Genomic DNA, 24,552 nt, shown 5'->3' on the forward strand with positions numbered 1-24,552 from the left:
CTAGGCGGTCCGCCCCTGCAATAGTCAGCCTGCATGAACACCTGTCGCCTGTCCGCCCTGCTCGCCCTGCTGCTCTCGACCGCCGCCCTGGCCGCCGAGCAGCCCCCGGCCGACTGCGATCGCCAGGGCAGCGAGGCGCAGCTGGCAGCCTGCGCCTCCGGGGATCTGGCCCTGGCCGAAGCCCGGCTGGCCGACGTCTACGGCCGCCGCCTGGCCGCGCTCTCCGCTGCGCAACGACCCGCCTTCAAACGCCTGCAGCAGCTCTGGCAAAGCGACCGCGCCCCCCGCTGCGCTGACGCGACGCGCGGATTTCAGGGCGCCATGCAGCAGCTGCAGTATCTGAGTTGTCTGAAGTCGGTGACCCTGCTGCGGCTGGACGATCTGCAACGGCAACTCCCGCGGCGCGACTGACGCTTCGTCGCCACCGCTGCTGTCCGGCGCCGGAACTCACTATCATGGCGCCCCGCTGTTGGAGTTCGAGATGTACGAGCGTTACCTGCCCCTGCTGGTCCCGGCCGGACTGCTGTTTCTGGGGGCTTTGTGGTGGTGGCAGCGCCGTCGCCAGGCCGCCTTTCCCTATCGCCAGGTCGAAGCCCTCTTCACCCCCGCCGAACAGGCCTTTCTCGCGGTGCTCGACGAAGCCGTGGGTGACGACTACCGGGTGTTCGGCAAGGTGCGCATCGCCGATGTGGTCCAGACCCTGCCGCTGCGCGATCGCCGCCGCTATCTGATCGCGCAGAATCGCATCAACTGCAAGCACTTCGACTTCGCCATCTGCCGCCGCGACGACCTCGCCGTACACGCCGTGGTCGAACTCAACGACAGGTCGCACCTGCAGCGCCATCGCCAGCAGCGCGACCGCTTCGTCCGCGCGGTGTGCGAGGCCGCCCAGTTGCGCCTGGTGGAGATCCCGGCGGCGGCGCGCTATTCCGCCAATGCCGTACGCGACGCCGTGTTCGGCGGGCGCCGTCCGCGCCAGCGAACCGCAGCGCCCAGCCAGCCCCTTGCGCCGGAATGCCCGGAATGCCAGGCGCCCATGGTCCGCCGCCGCGCGCGCAGCGGTCGCCACCAGGGCCGGGACTTCTGGGCCTGCTCGAACTATCCGGATTGCCGCGGCCTGCTCGACATCGACGACTGACCAAGGGGCCCTTGCCATGCGCTATCCCACCACCCCGGACGGACGCTACTTCGTGGTCAGGGGCCGACTCTGGCGCTGCACCGACCCCAGCCTGCCCGCCGACCGCCGCGACCTGCTGACCCATGAACTGATGGATGCCCGCCGCCAGGTGGGCGTGGCCAAGCGTCAGGGTGACGAAGCCGCCCTGCGCAGCGCACGCGCCGCGGTGGACGCCGCCAAGCACGCCCTGGGCGAGCGCGGACCGGTCTGGTGGACCGATGGCGCGCCCGACTACAACCGGCGGATGGCCAGGAATACCCCCTATGCCGACTGGTACCGGCAGCTGGATGCCGAGGCTTCCTGACCCGCTCCGTGCGGCGTAAGGTGAACGGCCGACTCCTCTTGCGAGCACCGCTCTTGCGCATCCGTCCCGCCTTCGTCACCGATCTCGCCGCCGTCTGCCGGCTGGCCGAGCAACTCGCCGAGCAGCATCACCGGCAGGCCCCGGCGACCTTCGCCGAACCCTCCGGCGGCTGGCGCGACCAGGACTACTGGGCCGCCCAGCTGGAGCCGGAAGACGGGGTGCTGTTTGTCGCCGAGGCCGGTGACGAACTGGTCGGCTTCGTTACCGCGCGCCTGTCCGACACCCGCTCGACTTCCTTTCTGCAGCCGCTGATCCTCTGCCGGATCGGCACCCTGGTAGTGTCGGCCACCCACCGACGGCTGGGCGTGGGTGCCCGGCTGCTGGACGCCGTGGAAGCCTGGGCGCGGGACAACGACGTCGACGAATTGCGCCTGGAGGTCATGGAATTCAACGAGGACGCCCAGGCCTTCTATGCCCGCCAGGATTTCCGGGGGCAGTCGCGGATATTGGCCAAGGCGTTGCGGTAAGACCTGCTGCACCGCGATCGCGGTTATGACGGTCCGCGGAGCTGATGGATGCCAGAAGATGGATTATTCGTTGTCGGAGCAAAACCTTATCGCGGCCATAGGCCGCTCCTACAGAAGCGTCAAGCCCGGTAGGAGCGGCCCATGGCCGCGATAAGCAAAGTCATACCGTTCTGGCTGCATCGACGGACCGCCGTGGTCACGATCGACCCAAGCCAAAGCCCTACACACTCTCCCGACTCACCAACTCGAATCCCAGGTCTACGCAGGTCGGTTGGCTGCGGCCGTCCAGCAGCCCCAGCAGGAGGGTCGCGGCCTGGCGCCCTACCGCGGCGCGGGGGGTCTGGATGGAGGTCAGCCGGGGGACCGTGTGCGCCGAGCCGGGCAGGTCGTTGAAGCCCAGCACCGAGATCCGTTCGGGGATGGCGATGCCCAGCCGCTGCGCCTCGAACAGCGCGCCCTGGGCCAGGTCGTCGTTGCAGAAGAACAGGCCGTCGACATCCGGGCGGCGGGCCAGCAGTTCGCGAAACTGTCGGGCGCCCAGGCCCACGGACGACGGCTGCGGATCCAGTACATCCAGACTCGGGTCATAGCAGCCCGCCTCGCGCAGCACCTCGCGAAAGCCCTCCCCTCGGGCCAGTGCCCGCGGGTCGAGCTGGGCGGCCACATAGCCCAGGCGCTTGCGTCCGGCCGCCAGCAGATGCCGCGCCGCGGCGGCCCCGGCGGCGCGCTGGGAAAAGCCGACGCTGGGCACCGCCCCCGCCGGGTCCAGCTCCATCATGTGCACCCGCGGCACCCCGCTGGCCGCCAGCAGCTGGCGCGCGGCGTCGGTGCGGTCGAAGCCGGTCAGCAGCAGTCCCCGGGGCTGATAGGCCAGGTAGTTGCGGATCAGCTTTTCCTCTTCCTCGGGATCGTAGTGGTAGTTGCCGATCAGCACCTCCAGGCCACGGGGACGCAGGACCTCGTGGATGGCCTCGAGGGGCTCGATGAACAGGTGGTTGGACAGCGAGGGCACCAGCACCACCACCGAATGCCCCTGGGCCGAGGCCAGGGCACGAGCGGCCGGATTGGTGACATAGCCAAGGCGCGCGGCGGCCTCCTGCACGCGGGTGACCAGCTCCGGTGCCACGCTGGCGACACCTCGCAGGGCACGCGAGGCCGTGATGGGGGAAACACCGGCCTGCAGCGCCACCTCGGTGAGGGTGGGCCGACCGGAACTACGAGAACCCGTTCGATTCATTGTTATGGTTTCAGGCTTGTCAGAGACGGAGAACGCGCCTAAGGTAGCGCTGTCTCAGCAGACACTACAAGCCTGACGTGGCCTTCCGCAGCGCGTCGGCATTCGGCCTAACAAGATCGACAAGAACTGGAAGCCGCTGCCTTTTTCGCTTTTCGGGGTAGCGCTGTCTCCAGACCGGAGGTGACGATGAACACTCCCATTCCCGCGCTGGTGGTCATGGGCGTCGCAGGCTGCGGCAAGAGCAGCGTCGGCGCGGCCATCGCCGAGCAGGACGGTGGCCGCCTGATCGAAGGCGACGCCTTCCACCCCGCCGCCAACATCGCCAAGATGAGCGCCGGCATCCCCCTCGACGACGGGGATCGCGCCGGCTGGCTGACCCGCCTCGGTGAAGAACTGGCCGCTGCCGTGGCCGCGGGCGAACGCCCGGTACTCACCTGTTCCGCACTCAAGCGCCGCTATCGCGACCAGCTGCGCCAGGCCGTGCCCGGTCTCGGCTTCGTCTTTCTCGAACTGACCCGCGAGACCGCCGCCCAGCGCGTGGCCAATCGCCCGGGGCACTTCATGCCCGCCAGCCTGATCGACAGCCAGTTCGCCGCCCTCGAAGCACCCCACGGTGAACCGGCTACGCTGGTAGTAGACGCACGCGACAGCCTGCCCGCCATCGGCACCCAGGTGTCGGCCTGGTGGAACACCTCGATTCGCCTGGCCCAGCCGGCCTGACGAGACAGCGCTACCCAATCCAACCACCCGCAACGCCCACAACAACAATAGGAGAGGCGCCATGTTCGGCATGGACCACAACAGCTTCCTTCTGCTCGACGCCGCGGTCACCATCGTCGGCCTGGTGCTCCTGATCACCAAGTTCAAGGTCCATCCCTTCATCGCCCTGACCATCGCCTCGGGCTTTCTCGGCCTGACCTCCGGCATGCCGGTGGAAAAGGTCATGAAATCTTTCCAGGACGGCTTCGGCGGCGTGCTCGGCTTCGTCGGCATCCTGCTGGGCCTCGGCACCATGCTCGGCAAGCTGATGGCCGATTCCGGCGGCGCCGACCAGATCGCCCAGACGCTGATCCGCGCCTTCGGCATCAAGCGCGTGCACTGGGCGATGATGTTCGCCGCCTTCCTGGTGGGCATCCCGCTGTTCTTCGAGATCGGCTTCGTGCTGCTGGCGCCCCTGGTGTTCATCGTCGCCCGCCGTACCGGCTTGTCGCTGGTCAAGCTGGGCATCCCGCTGCTGGCCGGCCTGTCCGCCGTGCACGGCCTGGTGCCGCCGCACCCGGGTCCGCTGCTGGCGGTCGGGGTGTTCGGTGCCGACATCGGCAAGACCATCTTCTACGGCCTGATCGTCGGCCTGCCCACCGCCATGATCGCCGGTCCCATCTTTGGCGCCTGGATCTCCAAGCGCATCCCCGGCTCGGCCAATCCCGAGCTGGTCGCCCAGATCGCCCAGGAAACCGACAACCGCAACCTGCCGGGCTTCGGCATCACCGTCTTCACCGTGCTGCTGCCGGTGATCCTGATGTTGCTCAAGGCCTTCGCCGACATCTTCTTTGCCGCCGACAACCATTTCCGCATCTGGATGGACTTCATCGGCCACCCCATCACCGCCCTGCTCGCCGCCCTGCTGCTGAGCTTCTACAGCTTCGGCACCGCCTGCGGCTTCTCTCGCGAGAAGATCGTCAAGCTGCTCGACCAGAGCCTGGCGCCGGTGGCGGCCATCGTGCTGATCGTCGGCGCCGGCGGTGGCTTCAAGCAGATGCTGGTGGCCAGCGGCGTGGGTGAGGTGATCGGCAACCTGGCGGTGCAGACGCAGATCTCGCCGATCCTGCTGACCTGGCTGGTGGCGGCGGTGATCCGCGTGGCCACCGGTTCCGCCACCGTGGCGACCATCACCGGCGCCGGCATCGTCGCCCCCGTGGTGGCGCTGATCCCCGGCGTGAACAAGGAGTTGCTGGTGCTGGCCGCCGGCGCCGGTTCGGTGATCCTCTCCCACGTCAACGACGCCGGCTTCTGGCTGGTGAAGCAGTACTTCAACATGACCGTGGCCGAGACCTTCAAGACCTGGTCGATGATGGAAACCATCCTCTCGGTGGTGGCCCTGGCCTTCATCATGCTGCTGTCGCTGTTCGTCTGAGCCGCTAGACCGGGACGGCCCCTGGCCGTCCCGCCTCCACCACGAAGCTCGCCCGGGTGCCGCGCCTGGCATCCGGGCGCGTTCGGTCACTGATGGTGCGCAGATCCACCTGCAGCCGCTCCCGCGTCAGCTCCAGGGCCAGATAGCCACGCTCCCGGCTGTCGAAGAAACGCACCTGGGGATTCTCCGGCAACAGCGCCTGGAAGCGTCGGTAATCCGGTCCGTCCGAGGTGATGGAGGTGCCGACGAACTCGCTCGCCACCACCGGGCTCCGCTCGTCCTCCGGATCACGGTGCAGATCCGTCACCCAGAAGGAATGGATGTCCCCGCCCAGGGTCACCGGATTGGCGAGGCGACTCGCGGCCATGGCCGCCAGCAGGCGCTCGCGGGTGGCCGGATAGCCGTCCCAGCCATCGGTCCAGCGCGCCGGATCGCCATCCGGCAGGCGCTGCCGCAGGGGTGCCAGCAGCAGGTCCTGGGCAATGAGGTTCCACTGCGTACCGTTATGGCGAAAGCCGTCCAGTAGCCAATCCTCCTGCGCCCGCCCCAACATGCTGCGCGTGGTATCACGCAGGCCCGGGCAATCCGGCGCGACCAGATGGCCACCGCGGGTCCTGGCCGTCGCGCAGGCCGGTTCGCTGCGGTATTGCCGGCCATCGAGCAGATGGATCTCCGCCAGGTCGCCAAAGCGCCACCGGTCATAGAGGCGCAGCGCGCTGCCCTGGGTGCGCCAGGCGCGCAGCGGGGCGTGTTCGCGAAAGGCCTGGTAGGCCGCCCGCCGTCGCGCGGCGAAGGCGGCCAGACTGACCCGGGGATCCGCCGACCAGGGACCGGAATAGTCGTTCTGCACCTCGTGGTCGTCCCAGGTCAGCAGGCTGGTGACATTGGCATGCAGGTACTGCAGATCGGGATCGGTGCGGTACAGGGCATGGCGCCGCCGATAGCTGGCCAGGTCGCGGGCCTCCGGCAGGCCGTGGCGGCGGACCGCTGGCAGCAGCAGCGGCACATTGGATTCATAGATGTAGTCGCCAAGGAACAGCGCCAGGTCCGGCTGCTCCTCGGCCATGTGCCGATAGGCACTGAAGAAGCCCTTCTCATAGTGGGAGCAGGAGGCGGCCACCAGTTTGAGTCGCTGCGGCGCGCTGGCCGGCGGCGGTAGCGTGAGGGCGCGACCGATGCGACTCTGATGCCCCAGGGCGGTGAAGCGGTACCAATAGGGTCGCCCCGGCAGCAGACCCGCCAGGGTGATGGACACGCTGAAGGCCGCCAGGGACTGCGCCTGGACCGTACCGCTCTGCACCACCTGGCGCAGCCCCGGATCCGGGGCGACCTCCCACCGCACCTCGACCGGGGTACGCAGACCGCCCAGGCCATCCTCGGCCAGGGGATCCGGCGCCAAGCGGGTCCAGATGACGAAGCCATCGGCAGCGGGATCGCCACTGGCGACGCCCAGGGTGAAGGGATCCGGTTGCGGTTCACGCGCGCTGCACCCGGCGAACCAGGGCGCGCTCAGACCCAGACCGAGCAGACCCAGCGCTTGACGTCGAGAGGGATTCATCCAGGCCTCCACGAAAAGAGGCCAGGGTGACTCAGGCAAATGACAGCGCTATGTCGCCCGACTCAGGCCAGCGGCAACTCTTCCAGGATCATCACCTGGGGCGCCTCGGTGAGCAGGCCATCGAGATCGCTCAGCAGCTGCTTGAAGTGCGCGGTCTCCTCGTGCTCGGCCAGGGCCTCGCGGCTGGCCCAGCGCTCGATGAAGACATAGCGACCCTCGTGGCTCGGATCACGGTGCGGAGTGTAGAAATGGCAGGCAGCCTCGGCGCGGGAAGGGGCGACGATGGCGCGTAGGGCGTTCTCGACGGCTGCGGCCTGGCCGGGCTTGGCCTGCAGGATGGCGACGACGCGAATTTCACTGGTCATGCAAAAAACTCCGAAAATGATGCCTCAGCATGCCGCCTGGACACCCCGAATACCACCGGGGTCGAGAATCGGCCCCGGCTATGGTAGATCACTGCTTGGCTTTGACGATCTTGTCGATCACCGCATTGCTGCGCTTGATCAGTACATAGTCGGAGCCGATCTTGACCCATTGGCTGTCTTCGCCCGGCTGCTCCAGGCCGTGCTTCTTGAAGTCCTTGATCACGTACTCGTCGCGGATGTACTTGCGCGGCGCCCGGCCACCCTCTTCGAGTTCAAAGGTAGGATGATCAGGGTCATGAGTGACGGCATCATCGCTCTGATTGGCATCCTTCTTGTTGACCTTGTTCTGGTACTGCGAGCTGGTGGGCTCCGAAGCCGCCTTGTCGGCAGCGGGCTTGACCGGGGTCATGGCCTCGGGCGCGGCCTGGGCCTGCAGGGCGCCGGTCAGGACGACGGTACCCAGGGCCAGAGAGAGCAGCGATTGCTTGATCATGGGGGTGTTTCTCCTCTGCATTCGAGGTTTTGACCCCGGGGTCAGCGGAAAAGCTCCACGAATACCTACGGCTACGCCTTTGGCCTTACTGGCATTCGTCCCGGTCTGCCTTTACCAGGGTCAGCACCGGGGGCAACTGGCGTGAGCGCTGGGTGGAAAAGGCGTCCAGCGAGCAGCTCAGACGATAGGACTGCTGGCTGAGGAGTGAGGCCTCCTGACGCAGGGTCAGGAAGTTGAGGAAATAGCGCTGATGCTGGCGCTTGGCCTGGCTACCCCGTTCGAGCAGCCGCCGGGCTTCCGCCATGGCCATGATGTGGCTATCGATCACGTCCTTCATGCAACGGCTTCCTCATGGCGATGACGATTAGCGAACCTGTCTCCTCTGGACTTTAGCAGCCTGTTCGAGAGACGGTGGCAAATCCTTTGACTTTTTATCGGCAAGCCAGGGCTGGCGCGCCTTGCAGCACCTCAGGCAGAGTAGCCCACCCCTTGGCCTGAGGCGCTGCCCCATGGAACGCTGGAAGATTCTCGCCGGCCTGGTGAGCTTTACCTTTTTCATGGAAAACCTCGACGCCACCGTGATCGCCACGGCCCTGCCGCAGATGGCGGCGTCTTTCGGCCGTGATCCGGTGGACCTAAACCTGGGCATCAGCGCCTATCTGCTGGCCATTGCCGTAGGCATCCCGGTCAGCGGCTGGATCGCCGAGCGCTTCGGTCCACGACCGGTCTTTACCCTGGCTATTGGCGTCTTCACCCTGGCCTCGCTGCTGTGCGGGATGGCCCTCTCCCTCGAGCAATTCATCGCCGCGCGCATCCTCCAGGGGCTCGGCGGCGCGCTGATGGTCCCGGTCGGGCGGCTGGTGGTGCTGCAGGTCACCGAAAAGCACGAACTGGTGCGCGCCATCGCCCTCATCACCTGGCCGGGCCTGGTGGCTCCCGTGCTGGGCCCGCCCCTGGGCGGCCTGATCACCACCTATGCCGACTGGCGCTGGATCTTCTATCTCAATCTGCCGCTGGGGTCGATCGCCCTGCTGCTGGCCTGGCGCCTGGTGCCCGCCGACCTGCCGACCCAATGCCATCCGCTGGACTGGCGCGGCTTCCTGCTGCTGGGCGGGGCCTGCGTCGCCTTCATGTGGGGCGTCGAACGGCTCGGCCAGAACCATGGCAGCCTGGGCAGCAACCTGGCCTGGATGGGGATAGGGCTGATCCTCGGCACCAAGGCGGTGCGTCACATGACGAAGATCGAACGTCCGCTGATCGATTTTGGCACACTGCGGATTCCCACCTACCGCGCCGCCATCCTCGGTGGCGGCCTGTTCCGCGTTACCATCGCCACCGCACCCTTTCTGCTCCCCCTGATGTTCCAGCTGGCCTTTGGCCTCGACGCCTTCCAGGCCGGCCTGCTGCTCCTGGCGCTGTTTGCCGGCAACCTGGCGGCAAAGCCCTTCACCACCGCCGCCATGCGCCGCTTCGGCCTGCGCACCATCCTGACCATGAACGGCGTGCTCAGCGCGCTCAGCCTGCTGGCATGTGGCCTGCTCACCCCGGACTGGCCGCTGCCGCTGATCGTGCTGCTGCTGTTCGCCAGCGGCGTGTCCCGCTCGCTGCAATTCACCGCCAGCAATGCCCTGGCCTTCGCCGACATCCCGAAACCCCAGCTGAGCCATGCGTCCACCCTGTTCAGCACCAATTTTCAGCTGGCCATGGGCTTGGGCGTGGCCATCGCCGCCCTGCTGCTGCGCGCCTCGATGGAGTGGCACGGCCACCTCGATCCGCAGTTGTCGGACTTCCGGCTAGCCTTTTGCATAGTGGCCGTGCTCGGCATCCTGAGCACCCTGGATGCCTTCCGCCTGGCCCGCAACGCAGGCGATTCGGTCAGCGGCCACACCGCGAAAAGCTGACCGACCGGACAGTGCTCGACCCGATGCCGATTTGGGGGTAAGTCTTAGTGCCTTACCCGTGTTAACCGACCTGTTATGATGCGCGCCGTTTTTTCCGATCAGACCGGCGCGCACGAGGCATCCCATGCTGGAAAGACTCTTCCAACTCAAGGCCCACAACACCTCTGTCCGCACCGAACTGCTGGCTGGGGTGACCACCTTCCTGGCCATGGCCTACATCCTGTTCGTCAACCCGAGCATCCTCGGCGCGACCGGCATGGACAAGGGCGCGATCTTCGTCGCCACCTGCCTGGCCGCCGCCATCGGCTCGGCGCTCATGGGACTCATCGCCAACTACCCCATCGCCCTCGCCCCCGGCATGGGCCTCAACGCCTTCTTCACCTACACCGTGGTCCTGCACCTGGGCCATACCTGGCAGGTGGCCCTGGGCGCGGTGTTCCTCTCGGCGCTGATGTTCTTCCTGCTGTCGATCTTTCGCATCCGCGAATGGATCATCAACAGCATCCCGCTCCCGCTGCGCTCGGGTATCGCCGCCGGCATCGGCCTGTTCCTGGCGCTGATCGCCCTGCAGACCGCCGGCATCGTGGTGGGTAATCCGGCGACCCTGGTGGGCCTGGGCGACCTGTCCAAACCCGGTCCGCTGCTGGCCATCCTCGGCTTCTTCCTGATCGTCGTGCTCGAGGCGCGCAAGGTCACCGGCGCGGTGCTGATCGGCATCCTGGTGGTCACCGTGATCGCCATCGCCCTGGGCGTCAGCGCCTTCGGCGGCCTGGTCTCCATGCCGCCGTCGCTGGCACCGACCTTCCTGCAGCTGGACATCCGGGGGGCCCTGGACGTCGGCCTGATCAGCGTCATCTTCGCCTTCCTGTTCGTCGACCTGTTCGACAACTCCGGCACCCTGATCGGCGTGGCCAAGCGCGCCGGCCTGATGGGCAAGGACGGCCATCTGCCGAAGATGGGCCGCGCCCTGATCGCCGACAGCTCCGCCGCCATGTTCGGCTCGCTGCTGGGCACCTCCACCACCACCAGCTACATCGAATCGGCCGCGGGCGTTTCCGCCGGCGGCCGGACCGGCCTCACCGCCGTGGTGGTCGCGGTACTGTTCCTGCTGGCGCTGTTCTTCGCTCCCCTGGCCGGCAGCGTGCCGGCCTTCGCCACCGCCCCGGCGCTGTTCTTCATCGCCGTGCTGATGACCTCGGGCCTGGCCGAGATCGAGTGGGACGACCTGACCACCGCCGCCCCGGTGCTGGTCACCGCCCTGGCCATGCCGCTGACCTATTCCATCGCCAACGGCATCGCCTTCGGCTTCATCACCTGGACGGTCATCAAGCTGCTGTCCGGCCGTACCCGCGAGCTGAATTCGGCGCTGATCGTGCTGTCGATCCTGTTCGTCATCAAGCTGGGCTGGTTCAACGCCTGACCCTTCACCCTCGGGGCCCTGGTCCCGAGGGTTTCCCCGCCTTATCGTCTCTCCGGATCTACCATGTCCCAGCCTTCCTTCGCCCCCGCCGACTACCAGACCCAACTCGATGCCAAGGCCGGTCGCCTGCGCGACCTGCTGGCGCCCTTCCAGGCGCCCGAGCCGGAGGTCTTCGCCTCGCCGCTGCAGCACTACCGGCTGCGCGCCGAATTCCGCCTGTGGCGGGAGAACGAAGAGCGCCACTACGCGATGTTCGCCCCGGGCGACAAGCACACGCCGATCCTCATCGAGGACTTCCCCATCGCCAGCCAGCGCATCAACGACCTGATGCCCCGGCTCAAGGCCGGCTGGCAGGCGGACGTGGCGCTGTCGTTCAAGCTGTTCCAGGTGGAATTCCTCACCACCCTGAGCGGCGATGCGCTGATCACCCTGGCCTACCACCGCCCGCTGGACGCCGCCTGGCAGGCCGCCGCCGAGCGCCTGGCCGCCGACCTCGGTGTCAGTCTGATCGGTCGCTCCCGCGGTCAGCGCCTGGTGATCGGGCGTGACCATGTGCTCGAAGAACTGGAGGTGGCCGGGAAGACCTATAGCTATCTGCAACCCGAGGGCGGCTTCACCCAGCCCAATGGCACCGTCAACCAGAAGATGCTGACCTGGGCCCATACCGCCCTGGGCGAGCGCGAGGACGATCTGCTGGAGCTCTATTGCGGCAACGGCAACTTCACCCTGCCGCTGGCCAGCCGGGTCCGCAAGGTGCTGGCCACCGAGGTGAGCAAGACCTCGGTCAACGCCGCCCTGCACAACCTGGCCAGCAATGGCGTGGACAACGTCAGCCTGGTGCGGCTCTCCGCCGAGGAACTGACCCAGGCGCTCAACGAGGTCCGTCCCTTCCGGCGCCTGGCCGGCGTGGATCTCAAGAGCTACGACTTCGGCACCGTGTTCGTCGATCCGCCGCGCGCCGGCATGGATCCGGACACCTGCGAACTGACCCGCCGCTTCGAGCGCATCCTCTACATCTCCTGCAACCCGGAGACCCTGGCCGAGAACATCGCCCAGCTGCAGGACACCCACCGCATCACCCGCTGCGCCCTGTTCGACCAGTTTCCCTGGACGCACCACATGGAGAGTGGGGTGTTGCTGGAGCGGCGTTGAGCATCGAGCCAGCCCGCGCGGAAAAGGCTACGCCGTTTTCCACCCTACGCCGGGGCTGAGCGCCTTTCTCCCTTGGGAAGAGGGTTGGGGTGAGGGAAGCCAACAAGCCAAGCCACCCTTGTTGGGCTTCGCTGCGCTCAACCCAACCTACACGAGCCCGAGGTGGCGCCCCCTTGCCCTGCGGGAGAGGACTGGGGTGAGGGAAGCCACCGAGCCGTAGATTGGGTTGAGACAGCTCCACCGTCGAAACCCAACAAGCCAAGCCACCCTTGTTGGGCTTCGCTGCGCTCAACCCAGCCTACAAGAGCCCGAGGTGGCGCCCCCTCTCCCTCCGGGAGACGGCTGGGGTGAGGGAAGCCGTACCGTAGGTGGGTTGAGACAGCTCCACCGTCGAAGCCCAACAAGCCAAGCCATCCCTGTTGGGCTTCGCTGCGCTCAACCCAACCTACACGAGCCCGAGGTGGCGCCCCCTCTCCCTCCGGGAGAGGGCTGGGGTGAGGGAGGCCCTACTCGTGAAACTCCGCCACCGTCTCGCGTCGGCCATAGAGGAAGGCGTCGGCCACATGCCGTAGCGGCGCCACGTCCACGTCGGAGCGGTTCTGCGCCACCAGCTCGGCGAAGCGCGCATAGAGACCGGCGTATTCCTGGTCCGGGCCCTGGTGGCTCAGTTGGCCGTCCAGGTACAGCTCGCTGCCGCCCTTGCTCAGGGTCAGGCGACCCGCATCGGTGTCGACGTGGATGTCCCAGGTCTGGGGCCCGGTCTGCAGGAAGTCGAAGTCGGCGGCGATGGGCACCCCGGCGCTGTCGACGAAGGCCAGTTGCGCCGCCACCGGGGTCTGGCAGTTGCCGGGCACCTGCAGCGTCGCCTCCTTGAGAAAGAACGGCCGCGGCAGGATGGCGGTGACAATGGACAGGGCATTGATGCCCGGATCGAAGACGCCCATGCCGCCCGGTTCCCAGATCCAGGCCTGACCCGGATGCCAGACGCGCACGTCTTCCTTCCACTCGATCCGGACCGCCTGGATGCGCTTGCCTTCCAGCCACGCGCGCGCCGGCTGCACGCCCTGAGCATGGCGGGAATGCCAGGTGGCGAACAGCGAAAGACCGGCCGCCTCGGCCTGGCGCGCCAGGGCGTCCACCTCGCTCAGGGTCGCCCCCGGCGGTTTCTCCAGCATCACGTGCTTGCCCGCCGCCAGGGCCTCGCGGGCCTGTTCGTAGCGCACCGCCGCGGGCGCGCAAAGCGACACGGCGTCGATCGCCGGACCGTCTTCGAGCAGGGCGCTCAGGCTGGGATAGTGGGCGACGCCGTCGAGCTGGGCATTGCGGCTGGCCACGGCGACCAGCTCGTAGTCGGGATTGGCGGCGAGCGCCGGCAGGTGCTGGTCACGGGCGATCTTGCCCAAACCGACGATGGCTATTCTTATCATGATCGTCCTCGGTAGACGGTAGGAAACCGCCGCCTAGGATCGGGCAATCATCACACCAAAGCAACAGCTTCACGGTCGGTCTGCAGGCTCTCGCGCAACTCCAGCCAGCTGCGCAGATTGGCCCCCTCGCGGCCCTTGCGCCACATCAGCCAGGTGGTGGCCCGGGCGAAGCGTGCCTGGATTTCGTGACGCTGCACCCGCTCGCGACCGGGCAGGCTGTCGAGCATGGATTCCGGCATCAGCGCCACTCCGCCGGTGATCACGCAGGCCAGCATGCTGTGGTAGGACTCGATCTCCATCACCGGTCCGCTGGGCACCCCGGCGGCGGCGTACCAGGTGTCCAGGTAGCGACGATAGGAGCAGCCGGCGCGAAAACCGAACACCGGGCGCCCCGCCACGTCGGCGGGCGAACGCACCGGACCGAGTTCCAGTCCGGTGATCAGCACCAGGCGCTCCTCGAACCAGGGCTGGCCTTCCAGCGCCGCGTCGGGCGCCGGGCCGTCCACTAGGGCGGCGTCCAGGCGACCGGCCAGCAGGCCCTCGACCAGTTCGCCACTGGGGCCGCTGTGCACCTGCAGATTCACCTTGGGATAGCGCTGGTGATAGCGCGCCAGCAGCCCCGGCAGGTGGATGGCCGCGGTGCTGAACATGGAGCCCAGCACGAAGGTACCGGCCGGCTCGCCGCCCTGCACCGCGCTGCGCGCCTCGTCGGCCAGGGCGAACAGGCGATGGGCGTAGTCCAGCAGCCGGTGGCCGGCGGCGGTCAGGTGCAGCCGCTGGCGTTCGCGCAGGAACAGCTCCACCCCCAGTTTGTCTTCCAGCTGGCGCAGGCGCGTGGAGAGATTGGACGGCACCCGGTTGAGCCGCTCGGCGGCCTTCACCAGGGATCCCTCCTCGGCCACCGCCTGGAAGATGCGTAGCTCTGCGAATTCCAAGGATCACCACCTTTCTCTTTAGCTGAACATCTATTTCTTTATTATTCGTTTTTATTGATTAACTTCAAGGCCTAGGCTGTACCCATCCGCTCGCTACTGGAGTCTTGCGATGACCGCCACCACCCGCCTGCTGGCCTGCCTGCTCGCCCTGGCCACCGCCATGGGCATCGGCCGCTTCGCCCTCACCCCCGCCCTGCCGCACCTGATCGCCGAAGGCCAGATCGACCTCACCGGCGCCAGCCTGCTGGCCGCGGCCAACTACCTGGGCTATCTGCTGGGCGCCCTGGATGCGCTCTTCGCCCGCCGGACCCATGCGCGGCTGGTCGGCGGCCTCTGGCTCTGCGCCGGCCTGACCCTGGCGTCGCTGCTGGCCGATGGCCTGGCCGCCCAGGCGCTGCTGCGCTTCGGCACCGGCCTGGCCAGCGCCTGGGTGCTGGTGATGGTGACCGGTCTCAGCCAGCCCCTGGCCGCCGAAGCCGGCCGGCCGCGCCTGGGCGCCCTGGTCTTTACCGGTCCCGGGGTGGGCATCCTCATCAGCGGGTTGATGGCCCTCGTCAGCAATCGCCTGGGCGGTGGCTCCAATCAGCTGTGGCTGAGCTACGGCCTGCTCGCCAGCGTGGCGACCCTGGCGCTGCTGCCCCTGCTGCCACGGCGCGGTCCGGCCACCCTGCTACCCACCGCCGCAGCGCCGGCCAAGCGTTCCCCGGCCTTCAACCGCCTGATCCTGGCCTATGGCCTGGTGGGCGTCGGCTACATCCTGCCGGCGACCTTTCTTTCGCAGATGGCCGCCAGCCGCTTCCACGGCCAGTGGCAGGCCGACCTCTTCTGGCCCGGCTACGGCCTGGCCGCGGCCCTGGGCGTGGTGCTGGTCAGCCTGAGACGCCCGGGCACCGACACCCGGCGCTGGCTGATCGCGACCCTTTGGCTACAGGCCGCGGGCGTACTGCTCTGCCTCCTGCCGGGCAGCCTGGCGCTGTTCCTCGGCGTGCTGCTCTGCGGCGGTCCCTTCCTCGCCTGCATGCAGTTGGTGATGCAATACGGTCGCGAGCTGGCACCGGCCACGCCGCAACGCAACGCCGGGGTGCTCACCGCCAGCTTCGCCAGCGGCCAGTTGCTCGGTCCGCTGCTCGGCGCGGCGAGCAGCCATTTCGCCGGCGACCTGCAACCGGCCCTGGTGATCGCCGCGCTGGGCCTGCTGTTCGCCGGTCTGCAACTGCGCCGCGCCCGGGCGTCGCTACAGCGCTGCATCGCCTGAATCGTTTCCGCTGCGGCCATTCGTCACAGAAGTAAAACTGGGTGGTTCCTTGTTTTGAAATGTTTCGCCGTTCCTGAGTACAGTGATCGCCGCGCCTCATAGAGGAGGCGCCTCAGGCGCTCGCCATCCACCCTACAAGGAATACAACACTCATGATGAAGGCCTCCGATCTGGTCGTTCGCTGCTTGGAGAACGAGGGTGTGGAATACATCTTCGGCATTCCCGGCGAAGAGAACCTGGACCTGCTGGAATCCCTGCGTCGCTCCTCGCAGATCAAGCTGATCCTGACTCGCCACGAGCAGTCCGCCGGCTTCATGGCCGCCACCTACGGCCGCTTCACCGGCAAGACCGGTGTCTGCCTTTCCACCCTCGGTCCAGGTGCCACCAACCTGGTCACCGCCGGCGCCTACGCCTACCTGGGCGGCATGCCGATGCTGATGCTGACCGGCCAGAAGCCGATCAAGAAATCCAAGCAGGGGCGTTTCCAGATTCTCGACGTGTGCCGCATGATGGCGCCGCTCACCAAGTACACCCACCAGTTCGCCTCCGCCGACAACATCCCGTCGCGCATCCGCGAGGCCTTCCGCCTCGCCGAGGAAGAAAAGCCCGGCTCCGTGCACCTGGAACTGCCGGAAGACATCGCCGACGAGCACACCGAGAGCCTGCCGGTCCCGCCGAGCCTGAGCCGTCGTCCAGTCGCCGAAGCCAAGGCCATCGCCGCCGCCGTCTCCAAGCTGGAAAACGCCCGCAGCCCGGTGCTGGTGCTGGGCGCCGGCACCAACCGCAAGATGACCGCGCGCGTCCTGCGCCAGCTGATCGAGAAGACCGGCATCCCCTTCGTCACCACCCAGCTCGGCAAGGGCGTGGTCGACGAGCGCCATCCGCGCTTCCTGGGCAACGCCGCCCTCTCCGCCGGTGACTTCGTGCACCGTGCGCTGGAGTCCGCCGACCTCATCGTCAACATCGGCCACGATGTGATCGAGAAGCCGCCGTTCTTCATGACCCGCGGCGGTACCGAGGTCATCCACATCAACTTCCGCTCCGCCGAAGTCGATCCGGTGTACTTCCCCCAGGTCGAGGTGGTCGGCGACATCGCCAACGCCATCTGGGAGATCAAGGAGCGCATCGAGGTCCAGCCCACCTGGGACTTCGACCGCCTCCTGACCATCCGCGAAGCCAACGAGGCCCACGTCGCCGAAGGCGCCACCGACGACCGCTTCCCAGTCTATCCCCAGCGCCTGGTGGCCGATCTGCGCCACGTGCTGCCGTCCGACGGCATCGTCGCCCTGGACAACGGCATCTACAAGATCTGGTTCGCCCGCAACTATAAGGCCTACATGCCCAACACGGTGCTGCTGGACAACGCCCTGGCCACCATGGGCGCCGGTCTGCCGTCGGCCATGGCCGCGCGCCTGGTGCACCCCAACACCCCCATCGTGGCGGTGTGCGGTGACGGCGGCTTCATGATGAACAGCCAGGAGCTGGAAACGGCGGTGCGCCTGAAGATGAACCTGGTGGTCATCATCCTGCGCGACGACGGCTACGGCATGATCCGCTGGAAGCAGGCGCAGATGGGCTTCGAGGACTTCGGCCTGGACTACGGCAACCCGGACTTCGTCCGCTACGCCGAAAGCTACGGCGCCCACGGCCATCGCGTGGAAAGCGCGGCGGCCTTCGCGCCGCTGGTGCAGCACTGCCTGGACACCCCCGGCGTCCACGTCATCGACTGCCCGGTGGACTACTCCGAGAACGACCGCATCCTGCACCAGGACATCAAGGAGCGCAGCGCGGCGGTCTGACCGCTTAGCCCCGGCGATCCCTACGACGCCCCGGCCTCCAGGTCGGGGCGTTTTTCATGGCGCCCGAAGCAGCCAGCCAGTCCTCTCCGCCATCCAAGCTGGCGCCATATCGTCAAACTAATAGACAGGAAAAGCCTGCAAAAACAAACAGATACGATGTGGGACCACACAAGACCCTGCCGACTATCCGGGTAATCACACAGCCTATCGTCCGGACTCGAATATCGCGGCGATTCGCGTTCTATTAAGCAACCCTTAAGCACCGCGGTGAATGAGTTCTCGCCGTCCTTGAGCCGTCCTGACGAGCGCCCTGCCCTCGCCGAGGTCGCGGATCGGGACCCGACGGCAGATGGCTCGGTACCCGCAAAGAGTCCTTGGGGTCAATCCGTGGTTACCCGCACAAGCTGCCAAGCGCCCCCTTCGCGCCGTCCGGTCCTGCCGGCTGGCTGACGAATCGACAGAGGCCGCCGTAACCGCGAAGCACGAGGCGTGAGGCCCCCAGGCCCGCATCATCCAACGCTCCGCTATCCAGGTAGTCCACATGCAGCAAGTTGGCTGGAATCCATTAAGCAATATAAGCGTCAGGGCCAAGCTGGGCCTTGGCTTCGCCCTGCTCATCGGCATGATCCTGCTGGTGGCCTACACCGGCTGGTCGGCCACCGATACCCTGCGCGATCGCAGCGAGCGCATGAACGATATCGCCGGCTACAGCACCCTGGCCCGCGACATGCGCATCGAGCGACTGGTGTATTTCACCAGGGCCGATGACGCCCAGGCGGCCAAGTGGCTCGCCGCCCTGGACAAGACAGAAGGCCAGTTGCAGGCCATCGTCCCGCACTTCAACTCCCCGGCGAACAAGGCCCTGCTCGACGAGGCCGGGGCCGCGCTCAAACGCTATCGCGACTTCTACAACCAGACGATCACCGCCACCCGCGAGCGGGAATCCATCCGCAAGATCGCCAGCAATGCGGCAGAGGCGGCCAATGCCCAGCTGCTGGCACTGGCCGAAGAGGCGAATGGCGAGACCGGCCGCCAGGCCGATCGCCAGCAGCTGGCGGCGCTGTTCATCGGTGTACAGCGGATGAGGGTCGATTTCCGCGGCTACGCCAGCTTACCCGGGAAGGACACTGAGCAGACGGCACGCACCTCCGTCAATGCCACCCTCACCCAGGCCAAGGCGCTCGGCACCACGGCGTTGCCGACCGAGACCGTGCAAAAGCTGGTCGGTGAAATCACCGCCTACGGGCAGCGTCTCGACCAGCTGGTGGCCGCGCAGGCGCAGGTGGATCAGGCGCAGGGCGGTATCACCACCACCATCACCACCCTGCTCGGCATCGCCGACAAGCTCACCGCCATCCAGCAGGAATTCCGCGCGGCCGACGTGGCCGGTGCCCGTCAGCTGCTGTTGATCTGGCTGGCCGTCGCCATCGCCCTGGGCCTGACCTGTGCCTGGCTGATCACCCGCTCCATCGTCAAGCCCTTGCAGGACACCGTGACCCTGGCCAAGCAGGTTGCCAACGGTGACTTCACCCATCAGCAGCAGGTCACGCGCAAGGATGAACTGGGCGCCCTGCAGACCAGCATGCAAGGCATGACCGGCAACCTGCGGCGCCTGATCGGCGAGGTGCGCGACGGGGTGGTTCAGGTGGCCAGTGCCGCCGAGCAGCTGTCGGCGGTCACCGAGCAGACCAGTGCTGGCGTGCAATCGCAAAAGGTCGAGACCGACCAGATCGCCACCGCCATGCAGGAAATGACCGCCACCACCCACGAGGTGGCGCGCAACGCCGGGAATGCCGCCAAGTCCGCACTGGAAGCGAGTCGGCAGGCCCAGCAAGGGGAGCAGTCGGTGAGCAAGGCGGTCGACCAGATCGAGGTGCTGGCCCGGGAAATGGAATCGACAAAGGCCGCCATGGCCACCCTGCGCGGCCATGCCGACAGCATCGGCGGCGTGCTCGACGTGATCAAGGCGGTTTCCGAACAGACCAATCTGCTGGCGCTCAATGCCGCCATCGAAGCCGCTCGGGCCGGCGAGGCGGGCCGCGGCTTCGCCGTGGTCGCCGACGAGGTCCGCGGCCTGGCCCAGCGCACCCGCTCCTCGACGGACGAGATCGCCCAGCTCATCACCGGCCTGCACCAGAGCACCGACCGCATGGCGACGGTGCTCGACCACAACGTGCAGCTGACCGACAGCAGCGTCGGCCTGTCGCGCGAGGCGGGCGAGATGCTCAAGCGCATCACCCAGTCGGTCAAGGACATCGAATCGATGAACGAACAGATCGCCTGCGCCGCCGAGCAGCAGAGTTCGGCCGGCGAGGAGATCAGCCGCAATGTCACCAACGTCCGCGACATCTCCGACCAGACCGCGGCCGCCAGCGAAGAGACGGCGTCCTCGAGCATGGAGCTGGCCCGCATCGGCGTACGCCTGCAGGAGATGACGGCGCGCTTCAAGGTGTAGGTCTGGCGCCGGGGGCTTCCCTCACCCCGACCCTCTCCCCCAGGGAGAGGGGGCGCACCCGGTGTGGCCCGCGCAGGGTGGAAAACGGCGTAGCCTTTTCCACGCGGACGAACCCGCTGCGATAGCGGCTTCGCTGCAAACCAACCTGCAGATCGCTCACCCCTCCCCTCTCCCATGGGGAGAGGAGGCGCACCCGATATGGCCCGACGTAGGGTGGAAAACGGCGCAGCCTTTTCCACGCGGACGAACCCGCTGCGATAGCGGCTTCGCTGTAAACCAACCTGCAGATCCCTCACCGCGACCCTCTCCCATGAGGAGAGGAGGCGCACCCGGTGCGGCCCAGCGTTAGGGTGGAAAACGGCGCAGTCTTTTCCACGCGAAAGAGCCCGCTGCGATAGCGGCTTCGCTGCAAACCAGCCTGCAGGTCCCTCACCCCGCCCCTCTCCCATGGGGAGAGGGGGCGTACTCGATATGGCCCGACGTAGGGTGGAAAACGGCGCAGCCTTTTCCACGCGAAAGAGCCCGCTGCGATAGCGGCTTCGCTGCAAACCAGCCTGCAGATCCCTTACCGCGCCCCCAGGGAGAGGGAGCGCACCCGCTATGCCCCAGCGCAGGGTGGAAAACGGCGCAGCCTTATCCACCCTCGGGTAGCAACTCCCCTACTCCAGGCTGGCCTCTTCCAGCAACCACCGCTCGAAAAGCGCCAGCGTCGGATCGACGGCCTCCGCGGGACGGGTCACCAGCACATAGCGCTCGCGCAGTTCGGGCATGACTGGCCAGGGCGCCTGGAGGCGGCCGGTGGCCAGGTCTTCCTTGATGTAGCGCTGGGGCACCAGAGCCATGCCGAAACCGGCCTTGGCGGCCTCGATCAGCAGCGAATAGCGATCATAGGTAGGGCCGGTCACCTGGGCACCCAAGGGCAGTCCGGTGAGCGCGGCATAACGACGCCAGCTGTGCGGACTCTCCCGCTTGTGCAACAAGGGCAGACTGGCCGGCGGATGATCGGCCAGCCGCGGATGACAGACCGCGACCAGTTGCGCCTCGAACAGCCGTTGCACCCTCAGGCTCTGCCAGGCCGGATGCTCGTAGTTGATCGCGGCATGCAGGCCGCTGTCCTCCAGGGCGAAGGGCTGCGTCCGCTCGCGCAGGTTGACCTGGATCTCCGGATGGCGCTCGTGGAAACGCGCCAGGAGGGGGATCAGCCAGCGACCGGCCAGGGTCGGGATGACGCCGATCTCCAGCGTCGTGGCGCCGCGGGCCTGGGCGATCAGCTGCTGGGTATGGCGCTCGATGTCGGCGAGCGCCGTGCGTATATGGGCGGCATAGCCGGCACCGGCGGCGGAGAGCTCGACGCGATTGCCGATCCGATTGAACAGCCGGACACCCACCGCAACCTCCAGCTTGGCGATCTGCCGACTGATGGCGCCCTCACTCAGCGCCAGCTCCTGCGCGGCCCTGGCAAAGCTGAGATGGCGGGCAGCCGCTTCCAGGGCCACCAGCGCCGTGGTGCTGGGCAGGCGTCTAGTCATCGGCGGTCATCCTTGGCGGGGCGGCACAGGATGACGCCTGGGCAAGCTGCCTTGCAAAAAAATCCGTAACGCTCGCCGGCCCGCGCCTCCTAGCATGAGCGGACCTGAAGACCAAGGAAGCGCGAGCCATGATGACGAGGACGTCCACCTTGAACAGGGTCGACCGGGTTCTGCTGGGCATGGGTCTGGTGATTCCTGTCTGGCTGACGATCGGTGTAGGACTGACCGCCCTGGCCTATCCCGGCTATAGCCATGTCGACCACGCCCTGAGTCGGTTGGGCGCCATCGATGCGCCTACCCAGGGCTTTTCCGCCTGGATCAACAACCTGCCGCTCGGCGTGCTCTTCGTGCTGGTGGCCCTGGGCCTGGCCCGGCGCTTTCGCGGTTCGCGCCTGGCCCGCCTGAGTGCGGCCCTGATCCTGCTGCATGGCCTGGCGAGCTTCGCCACCGGCGTCTTTCCCTGCGATCAGGGCTGCGCCCCGGTGCAGCCCTCGCGCTCGCAAACGCTGCACAACCTGGCGGGCCTGGTGATGTTCCTGTCGCTGACCCTGGCCAGCGCACTCTGGGGCTGGCTTGGCAGGCGCCTGCTGGCCTCGCCGGGCTTTGCCTGCTTGTCGATCCTCTGTACCGCGCTGGCGCTGGTCACCGCGGCCCTGATGGCGGGAGCGGTCACCGACGGCCAGGGCTTCGGCCTCTACCAGCGCCTCAACTACGCCACGGGCGTCTGCTGGCTCGCGGTCCTGGCCTGGCTGGCCCGGCACGAACGCGGGTAACCGGCGGCAAGCGGCACGGCGGACGCCTCAGGCCTGTACGGTCAGGGCGACCAGCCGCGCCACCAGCGGTCTGACCAGCAGCACGCAGACGAACGCCGCAGGCATCGCCACCTGGTAGGCGTTCATCACATTCCTGAAGTAATGGGCATCGAACCCGAACTCGGCCAGGGTGATCACCAGGCACATCAGCAAGGCCATGATGGTCGACATATAGAGGGCGAACACATAGGGCGTCACGCCCTTGGGCAGGCGTCGTCTGGCGGGAAGCGCTGGAGTCTGGGAATTCATCGGCTAGTCTCTGGTGGATGGGCGAGGCCAAGCTAACAAGCAGCGGAACCGGCCGGTAGCCGCCTCGTCGTTGGTTCACCTTCAACAGAAATCAACGAATACAGCGACAGGGATCTCGTGGACATCCTGGGTTTGATCAGTACCTACATCAAGGTCGTGGAAGCCGGCAGCATCGCCGGGGCTGCCCGTGGCCTGGGCCTGAGTGCGGCCGCGGTAAGCCAGAGCCTGGCCCGGCTGGAGGCGCATCTGGGTGTGCGCCTGCTGTCGCGGACCACGCGCCGCCTGGCCATGACGGAAAGCGGGGCCCGCTATTTCGACCAGGTCCGACATATCCCGCAGGAGGTCGAGAGTGCCGCCCAGTCGGCGACCCTGGCCAGCGAACCCCAGGGAGCGCTGCGAGTGGCGACCACCGCCGCCTTCGGCCGGCATCTGCTGGCGCCGCTGCTGCCGGCGTTCAAGCGCCGCTATCCGGGCATCGACATCGAACTGATCGGCTCCGACCGGCGCCTGGATCATCGCCTGGAACAGATAGACGTCAGCCTGAGGATCAAGGCGCAGCTCAGCGACAGCCTGGTCGCCCGACGCATCACGTCCCGGGCCTTTCTGTTCTGCGCGGCGCCCGCCTATCTGGCACACGCGGGCACACCGCGCACTCCGGAAGACCTGCAGCAGCACGCCTGCCTGCTGTTTCGCTATCGCACCGATGGGCGCTATCTACCCTGGCGATTCGAACGCGAAGGCAAGGTCTTCGAGGCAGCCACGCGTCCCGGTTTCGTCTGCGACGACATCGACATGCTGGCGCAGATCGCGGTGAACGGCGGCGGCATCGCGCGCCTGGCGGACTTCGTCGCCCTGCCGCTGATCGAGCGCGGGCAGCTGGTACCGCTGTTCGGCGCGGCTAGCCAGGGCGCCACGTCGGCCCAGTCGGAAGCCATGGATATCTATGCCTGCGTCGCCGAACGTTCGGCGCTGACCGGCAAGGTGCGCGCCTTCATCGACTTTCTCGAAGAGGCATTGCAGACCCGCGACGGGACGGTGCCCGCTCACTGAACAGGCCTGCGTCGGCAGCGCTGCGGTCAGTGCCCCCCGCCGTCGGTGACGAAGTAGGTAGCCCGGTCCAGGCCGCGTGGCAACTGCTCAGGGGTTCGGTTGATCAGGCCGATGTCCTTGGCGGCATCGTAGCCCAGGCGCCGTCTGTTGCTCTCGGAGGACAGCAGGGTGGTGAGCTCCTCCGGGGCCAGCTTGAGGCAGCCCTTGTAGATCTCGCGGAATTTGAGGTTCTCACGCTCGACATCTTCGAACGCCTGCTTGGCCTGGTCAGGCTTCATGTACCCATTCACGGCGATGGACGTCGCGGCCGGATGCAGGAGAAAGGTGGACAACGGCGCGGCATAGCGATCCTCGGTCGCGCAGTAGATCAGCGTGGCGGAAGAGTCCGTCGCGGCGGCATTGATGGTGTTTAGATGCAGCGGATAGTGACGGATGAATTCGTAGGCCACATAGCCCGCCTCCAGGTCGCCACCATGGCTGTTGAGATAGAGATTGACGTTCTTGACGGCGGGGTATTTGAAAGCGATGTCGCTGAGGGCGGCCAGCAGGGAGCTGACCGCTCGATCGCTGATGCCGCTGTTGAAGTACACCGAGGCGGTGTCGGCAGTGGCCGCACCGCCCTCCCCGCGGATGACGGTCATGTCGGCCGCAGCCTCCGTCAGCCAGCTCGCGACCAGCAGCGCCAGGACGACCCTGGACAGCCGTGGCGCACGCGTCGAACGTCTCATCCCTGCTCGCTCCCTTCTCGGCATCAGGCCTGAAAAGGTAGATAG

The 24,552-nt window shown here is 67.0% G+C and carries 24 protein-coding genes and 1 pseudogene; 15 read left to right on the forward strand and 10 right to left on the reverse strand.

Annotated features, from left to right (window positions below):
- Positions 1-33 precede the first annotated feature (33 nt).
- The 4 genes from POR01S_RS11620 (at position 34) to POR01S_RS11635 (ending at position 2,008) form a co-directional block, all read left to right on the forward strand.
- Positions 34-411 (forward strand): lysozyme inhibitor LprI family protein, encoded by a 378-nt coding sequence (locus POR01S_RS11620; protein WP_042135947.1) that lies wholly within the window; start codon positions 34-36, stop codon positions 409-411.
- A gap of 70 nt (positions 412-481) precedes the next feature.
- On the forward strand, positions 482-1,138 hold the full coding sequence (locus POR01S_RS11625) for a DUF2726 domain-containing protein (protein WP_042135949.1): 657 nt from the start codon (positions 482-484) through the stop codon (positions 1,136-1,138).
- Positions 1,139-1,154: 16 nt separating this feature from the next.
- Positions 1,155-1,481, forward strand: coding sequence for a hypothetical protein (locus POR01S_RS11630; RefSeq protein WP_042135951.1), 327 nt, complete (start codon positions 1,155-1,157; stop codon positions 1,479-1,481).
- Between the two features lie 20 nt (positions 1,482-1,501).
- Complete coding sequence (locus tag POR01S_RS11635; protein WP_255211828.1) at positions 1,502-2,008, forward strand: GNAT family N-acetyltransferase; 507 nt, start codon at positions 1,502-1,504, stop codon at positions 2,006-2,008.
- Positions 2,009-2,228: 220 nt separating this feature from the next.
- Here the strand turns inward: POR01S_RS11635 and gntR are convergent, their stop codons facing one another.
- A complete protein-coding gene (gene gntR, locus POR01S_RS11640) occupies positions 2,229-3,245 on the reverse strand; it encodes an HTH-type transcriptional regulator GntR (protein ID WP_042135955.1) in 1,017 nt (338 codons plus the stop codon).
- 186 nt (positions 3,246-3,431) lie between these two features.
- Between gntR and POR01S_RS11645 the strand changes: the two genes are divergently transcribed.
- Positions 3,432-3,965 carry a gluconokinase gene (locus tag POR01S_RS11645; protein ID WP_042135957.1) on the forward strand — a complete coding sequence of 178 codons (534 nt, stop codon included), beginning with the start codon at positions 3,432-3,434 and terminating at the stop codon, positions 3,963-3,965.
- A 61-nt stretch (positions 3,966-4,026) separates the two neighbouring features.
- Positions 4,027-5,379: a GntP family permease gene (locus POR01S_RS11650; protein WP_007159329.1), complete on the forward strand. Its 1,353-nt coding sequence runs from the start codon at positions 4,027-4,029 to the stop codon at positions 5,377-5,379.
- 4 nt (positions 5,380-5,383) lie between these two features.
- Here POR01S_RS11650 and POR01S_RS11655 read toward each other — a convergent pair whose 3' ends face one another.
- The 4 genes from POR01S_RS11655 to POR01S_RS11670 all read right to left on the reverse strand — a co-directional run bounded on the left by POR01S_RS11655 (position 5,384) and on the right by POR01S_RS11670 (position 8,132).
- Entirely contained in the window at positions 5,384-6,937 is a 1,554-nt protein-coding gene (locus tag POR01S_RS11655; RefSeq protein WP_052382656.1) for an alkaline phosphatase D family protein, read from the reverse strand.
- Positions 6,938-6,999: 62 nt separating this feature from the next.
- The gene (locus POR01S_RS11660; RefSeq protein WP_027602631.1) at positions 7,000-7,302 is read right to left on the reverse strand and encodes a putative quinol monooxygenase; all 303 of its coding nucleotides are present in this window, start codon (positions 7,300-7,302) and stop codon (positions 7,000-7,002) included.
- A gap of 88 nt (positions 7,303-7,390) precedes the next feature.
- On the reverse strand, positions 7,391-7,795 hold the full coding sequence (locus POR01S_RS11665) for an RcnB family protein (protein ID WP_027597011.1): 405 nt from the start codon (positions 7,793-7,795) through the stop codon (positions 7,391-7,393).
- Between the two features lie 85 nt (positions 7,796-7,880).
- Positions 7,881-8,132: a hypothetical protein gene (locus POR01S_RS11670; protein ID WP_027597012.1), complete on the reverse strand. Its 252-nt coding sequence runs from the start codon at positions 8,130-8,132 to the stop codon at positions 7,881-7,883.
- Between the two features lie 172 nt (positions 8,133-8,304).
- On the opposite strand from POR01S_RS11670, the gene POR01S_RS11675 reads away from it, so the two are divergent.
- The 3 genes from POR01S_RS11675 (at position 8,305) to trmA (ending at position 12,268) form a co-directional block, all read left to right on the forward strand.
- Positions 8,305-9,696 (forward strand): MFS transporter, encoded by a 1,392-nt coding sequence (locus POR01S_RS11675; protein ID WP_042135961.1) that lies wholly within the window; start codon positions 8,305-8,307, stop codon positions 9,694-9,696.
- 124 nt (positions 9,697-9,820) lie between these two features.
- Entirely contained in the window at positions 9,821-11,116 is a 1,296-nt protein-coding gene (locus POR01S_RS11680; protein WP_027602630.1) for an NCS2 family permease, read from the forward strand.
- A 63-nt stretch (positions 11,117-11,179) separates the two neighbouring features.
- The gene (gene trmA, locus POR01S_RS11685) at positions 11,180-12,268 is read left to right on the forward strand and encodes a tRNA (uridine(54)-C5)-methyltransferase TrmA (protein ID WP_027602629.1); all 1,089 of its coding nucleotides are present in this window, start codon (positions 11,180-11,182) and stop codon (positions 12,266-12,268) included.
- A 506-nt stretch (positions 12,269-12,774) separates the two neighbouring features.
- Here the strand turns inward: trmA and POR01S_RS11690 are convergent.
- Positions 12,775-13,695: a Gfo/Idh/MocA family protein gene (locus POR01S_RS11690; protein WP_027597016.1), complete on the reverse strand. Its 921-nt coding sequence runs from the start codon at positions 13,693-13,695 to the stop codon at positions 12,775-12,777.
- Between the two features lie 50 nt (positions 13,696-13,745).
- Positions 13,746-14,630 carry a putrescine utilization regulator PtrR gene (gene ptrR, locus POR01S_RS11695; protein ID WP_027602627.1) on the reverse strand — a complete coding sequence of 295 codons (885 nt, stop codon included), beginning with the start codon at positions 14,628-14,630 and terminating at the stop codon, positions 13,746-13,748.
- A gap of 109 nt (positions 14,631-14,739) precedes the next feature.
- Here ptrR and POR01S_RS11700 point away from each other — a divergent pair, with 109 nt between their 5' ends.
- The 4 genes and pseudogenes from POR01S_RS11700 (at position 14,740) to POR01S_RS24300 (ending at position 20,139) form a co-directional block, all read left to right on the forward strand.
- Positions 14,740-15,885 carry a YbfB/YjiJ family MFS transporter gene (locus POR01S_RS11700; protein WP_027602626.1) on the forward strand — a complete coding sequence of 382 codons (1,146 nt, stop codon included), beginning with the start codon at positions 14,740-14,742 and terminating at the stop codon, positions 15,883-15,885.
- Between the two features lie 152 nt (positions 15,886-16,037).
- A complete protein-coding gene (locus POR01S_RS11705) occupies positions 16,038-17,684 on the forward strand; it encodes an acetolactate synthase large subunit (RefSeq protein ID WP_027597019.1) in 1,647 nt (548 codons plus the stop codon).
- Positions 17,685-18,306: 622 nt separating this feature from the next.
- Positions 18,307-19,233, forward strand: a pseudogene (locus tag POR01S_RS24295) (methyl-accepting chemotaxis protein); the annotation flags it as partial.
- 201 nt (positions 19,234-19,434) lie between these two features.
- Positions 19,435-20,139, forward strand: a complete 705-nt coding sequence (locus POR01S_RS24300; RefSeq protein WP_426945175.1) for a methyl-accepting chemotaxis protein — start codon at positions 19,435-19,437, stop codon at positions 20,137-20,139.
- A gap of 659 nt (positions 20,140-20,798) precedes the next feature.
- Here the strand turns inward: POR01S_RS24300 and POR01S_RS11715 are convergent.
- The gene (locus POR01S_RS11715; protein WP_042135967.1) at positions 20,799-21,668 is read right to left on the reverse strand and encodes a LysR substrate-binding domain-containing protein; all 870 of its coding nucleotides are present in this window, start codon (positions 21,666-21,668) and stop codon (positions 20,799-20,801) included.
- A gap of 149 nt (positions 21,669-21,817) precedes the next feature.
- Here POR01S_RS11715 and POR01S_RS11720 point away from each other — a divergent pair, with 149 nt between their 5' ends.
- Positions 21,818-22,441, forward strand: coding sequence for a DUF998 domain-containing protein (locus POR01S_RS11720; RefSeq protein ID WP_156045020.1), 624 nt, complete (start codon positions 21,818-21,820; stop codon positions 22,439-22,441).
- 27 nt (positions 22,442-22,468) lie between these two features.
- Here POR01S_RS11720 and POR01S_RS11725 read toward each other — a convergent pair whose 3' ends face one another.
- The gene (locus POR01S_RS11725) at positions 22,469-22,729 is read right to left on the reverse strand and encodes a DUF2798 domain-containing protein (RefSeq protein WP_042135969.1); all 261 of its coding nucleotides are present in this window, start codon (positions 22,727-22,729) and stop codon (positions 22,469-22,471) included.
- Positions 22,730-22,846: 117 nt separating this feature from the next.
- Here POR01S_RS11725 and POR01S_RS11730 point away from each other — a divergent pair, with 117 nt between their 5' ends.
- Positions 22,847-23,779, forward strand: coding sequence for a LysR family transcriptional regulator (locus POR01S_RS11730; RefSeq protein WP_042135971.1), 933 nt, complete (start codon positions 22,847-22,849; stop codon positions 23,777-23,779).
- A 26-nt stretch (positions 23,780-23,805) separates the two neighbouring features.
- Here POR01S_RS11730 and POR01S_RS23115 read toward each other — a convergent pair whose 3' ends face one another.
- Entirely contained in the window at positions 23,806-24,507 is a 702-nt protein-coding gene (locus tag POR01S_RS23115) for an ATP-dependent Clp protease proteolytic subunit (protein WP_052382657.1), read from the reverse strand.
- Positions 24,508-24,552: the final 45 nt, after the last annotated feature.

Source organism: Pseudomonas oryzihabitans NBRC 102199, assembly GCF_000730625.1.
In the GTDB taxonomy this organism is placed as follows: Bacteria; Pseudomonadota; Gammaproteobacteria; order Pseudomonadales; family Pseudomonadaceae; genus Chryseomonas; species Chryseomonas oryzihabitans.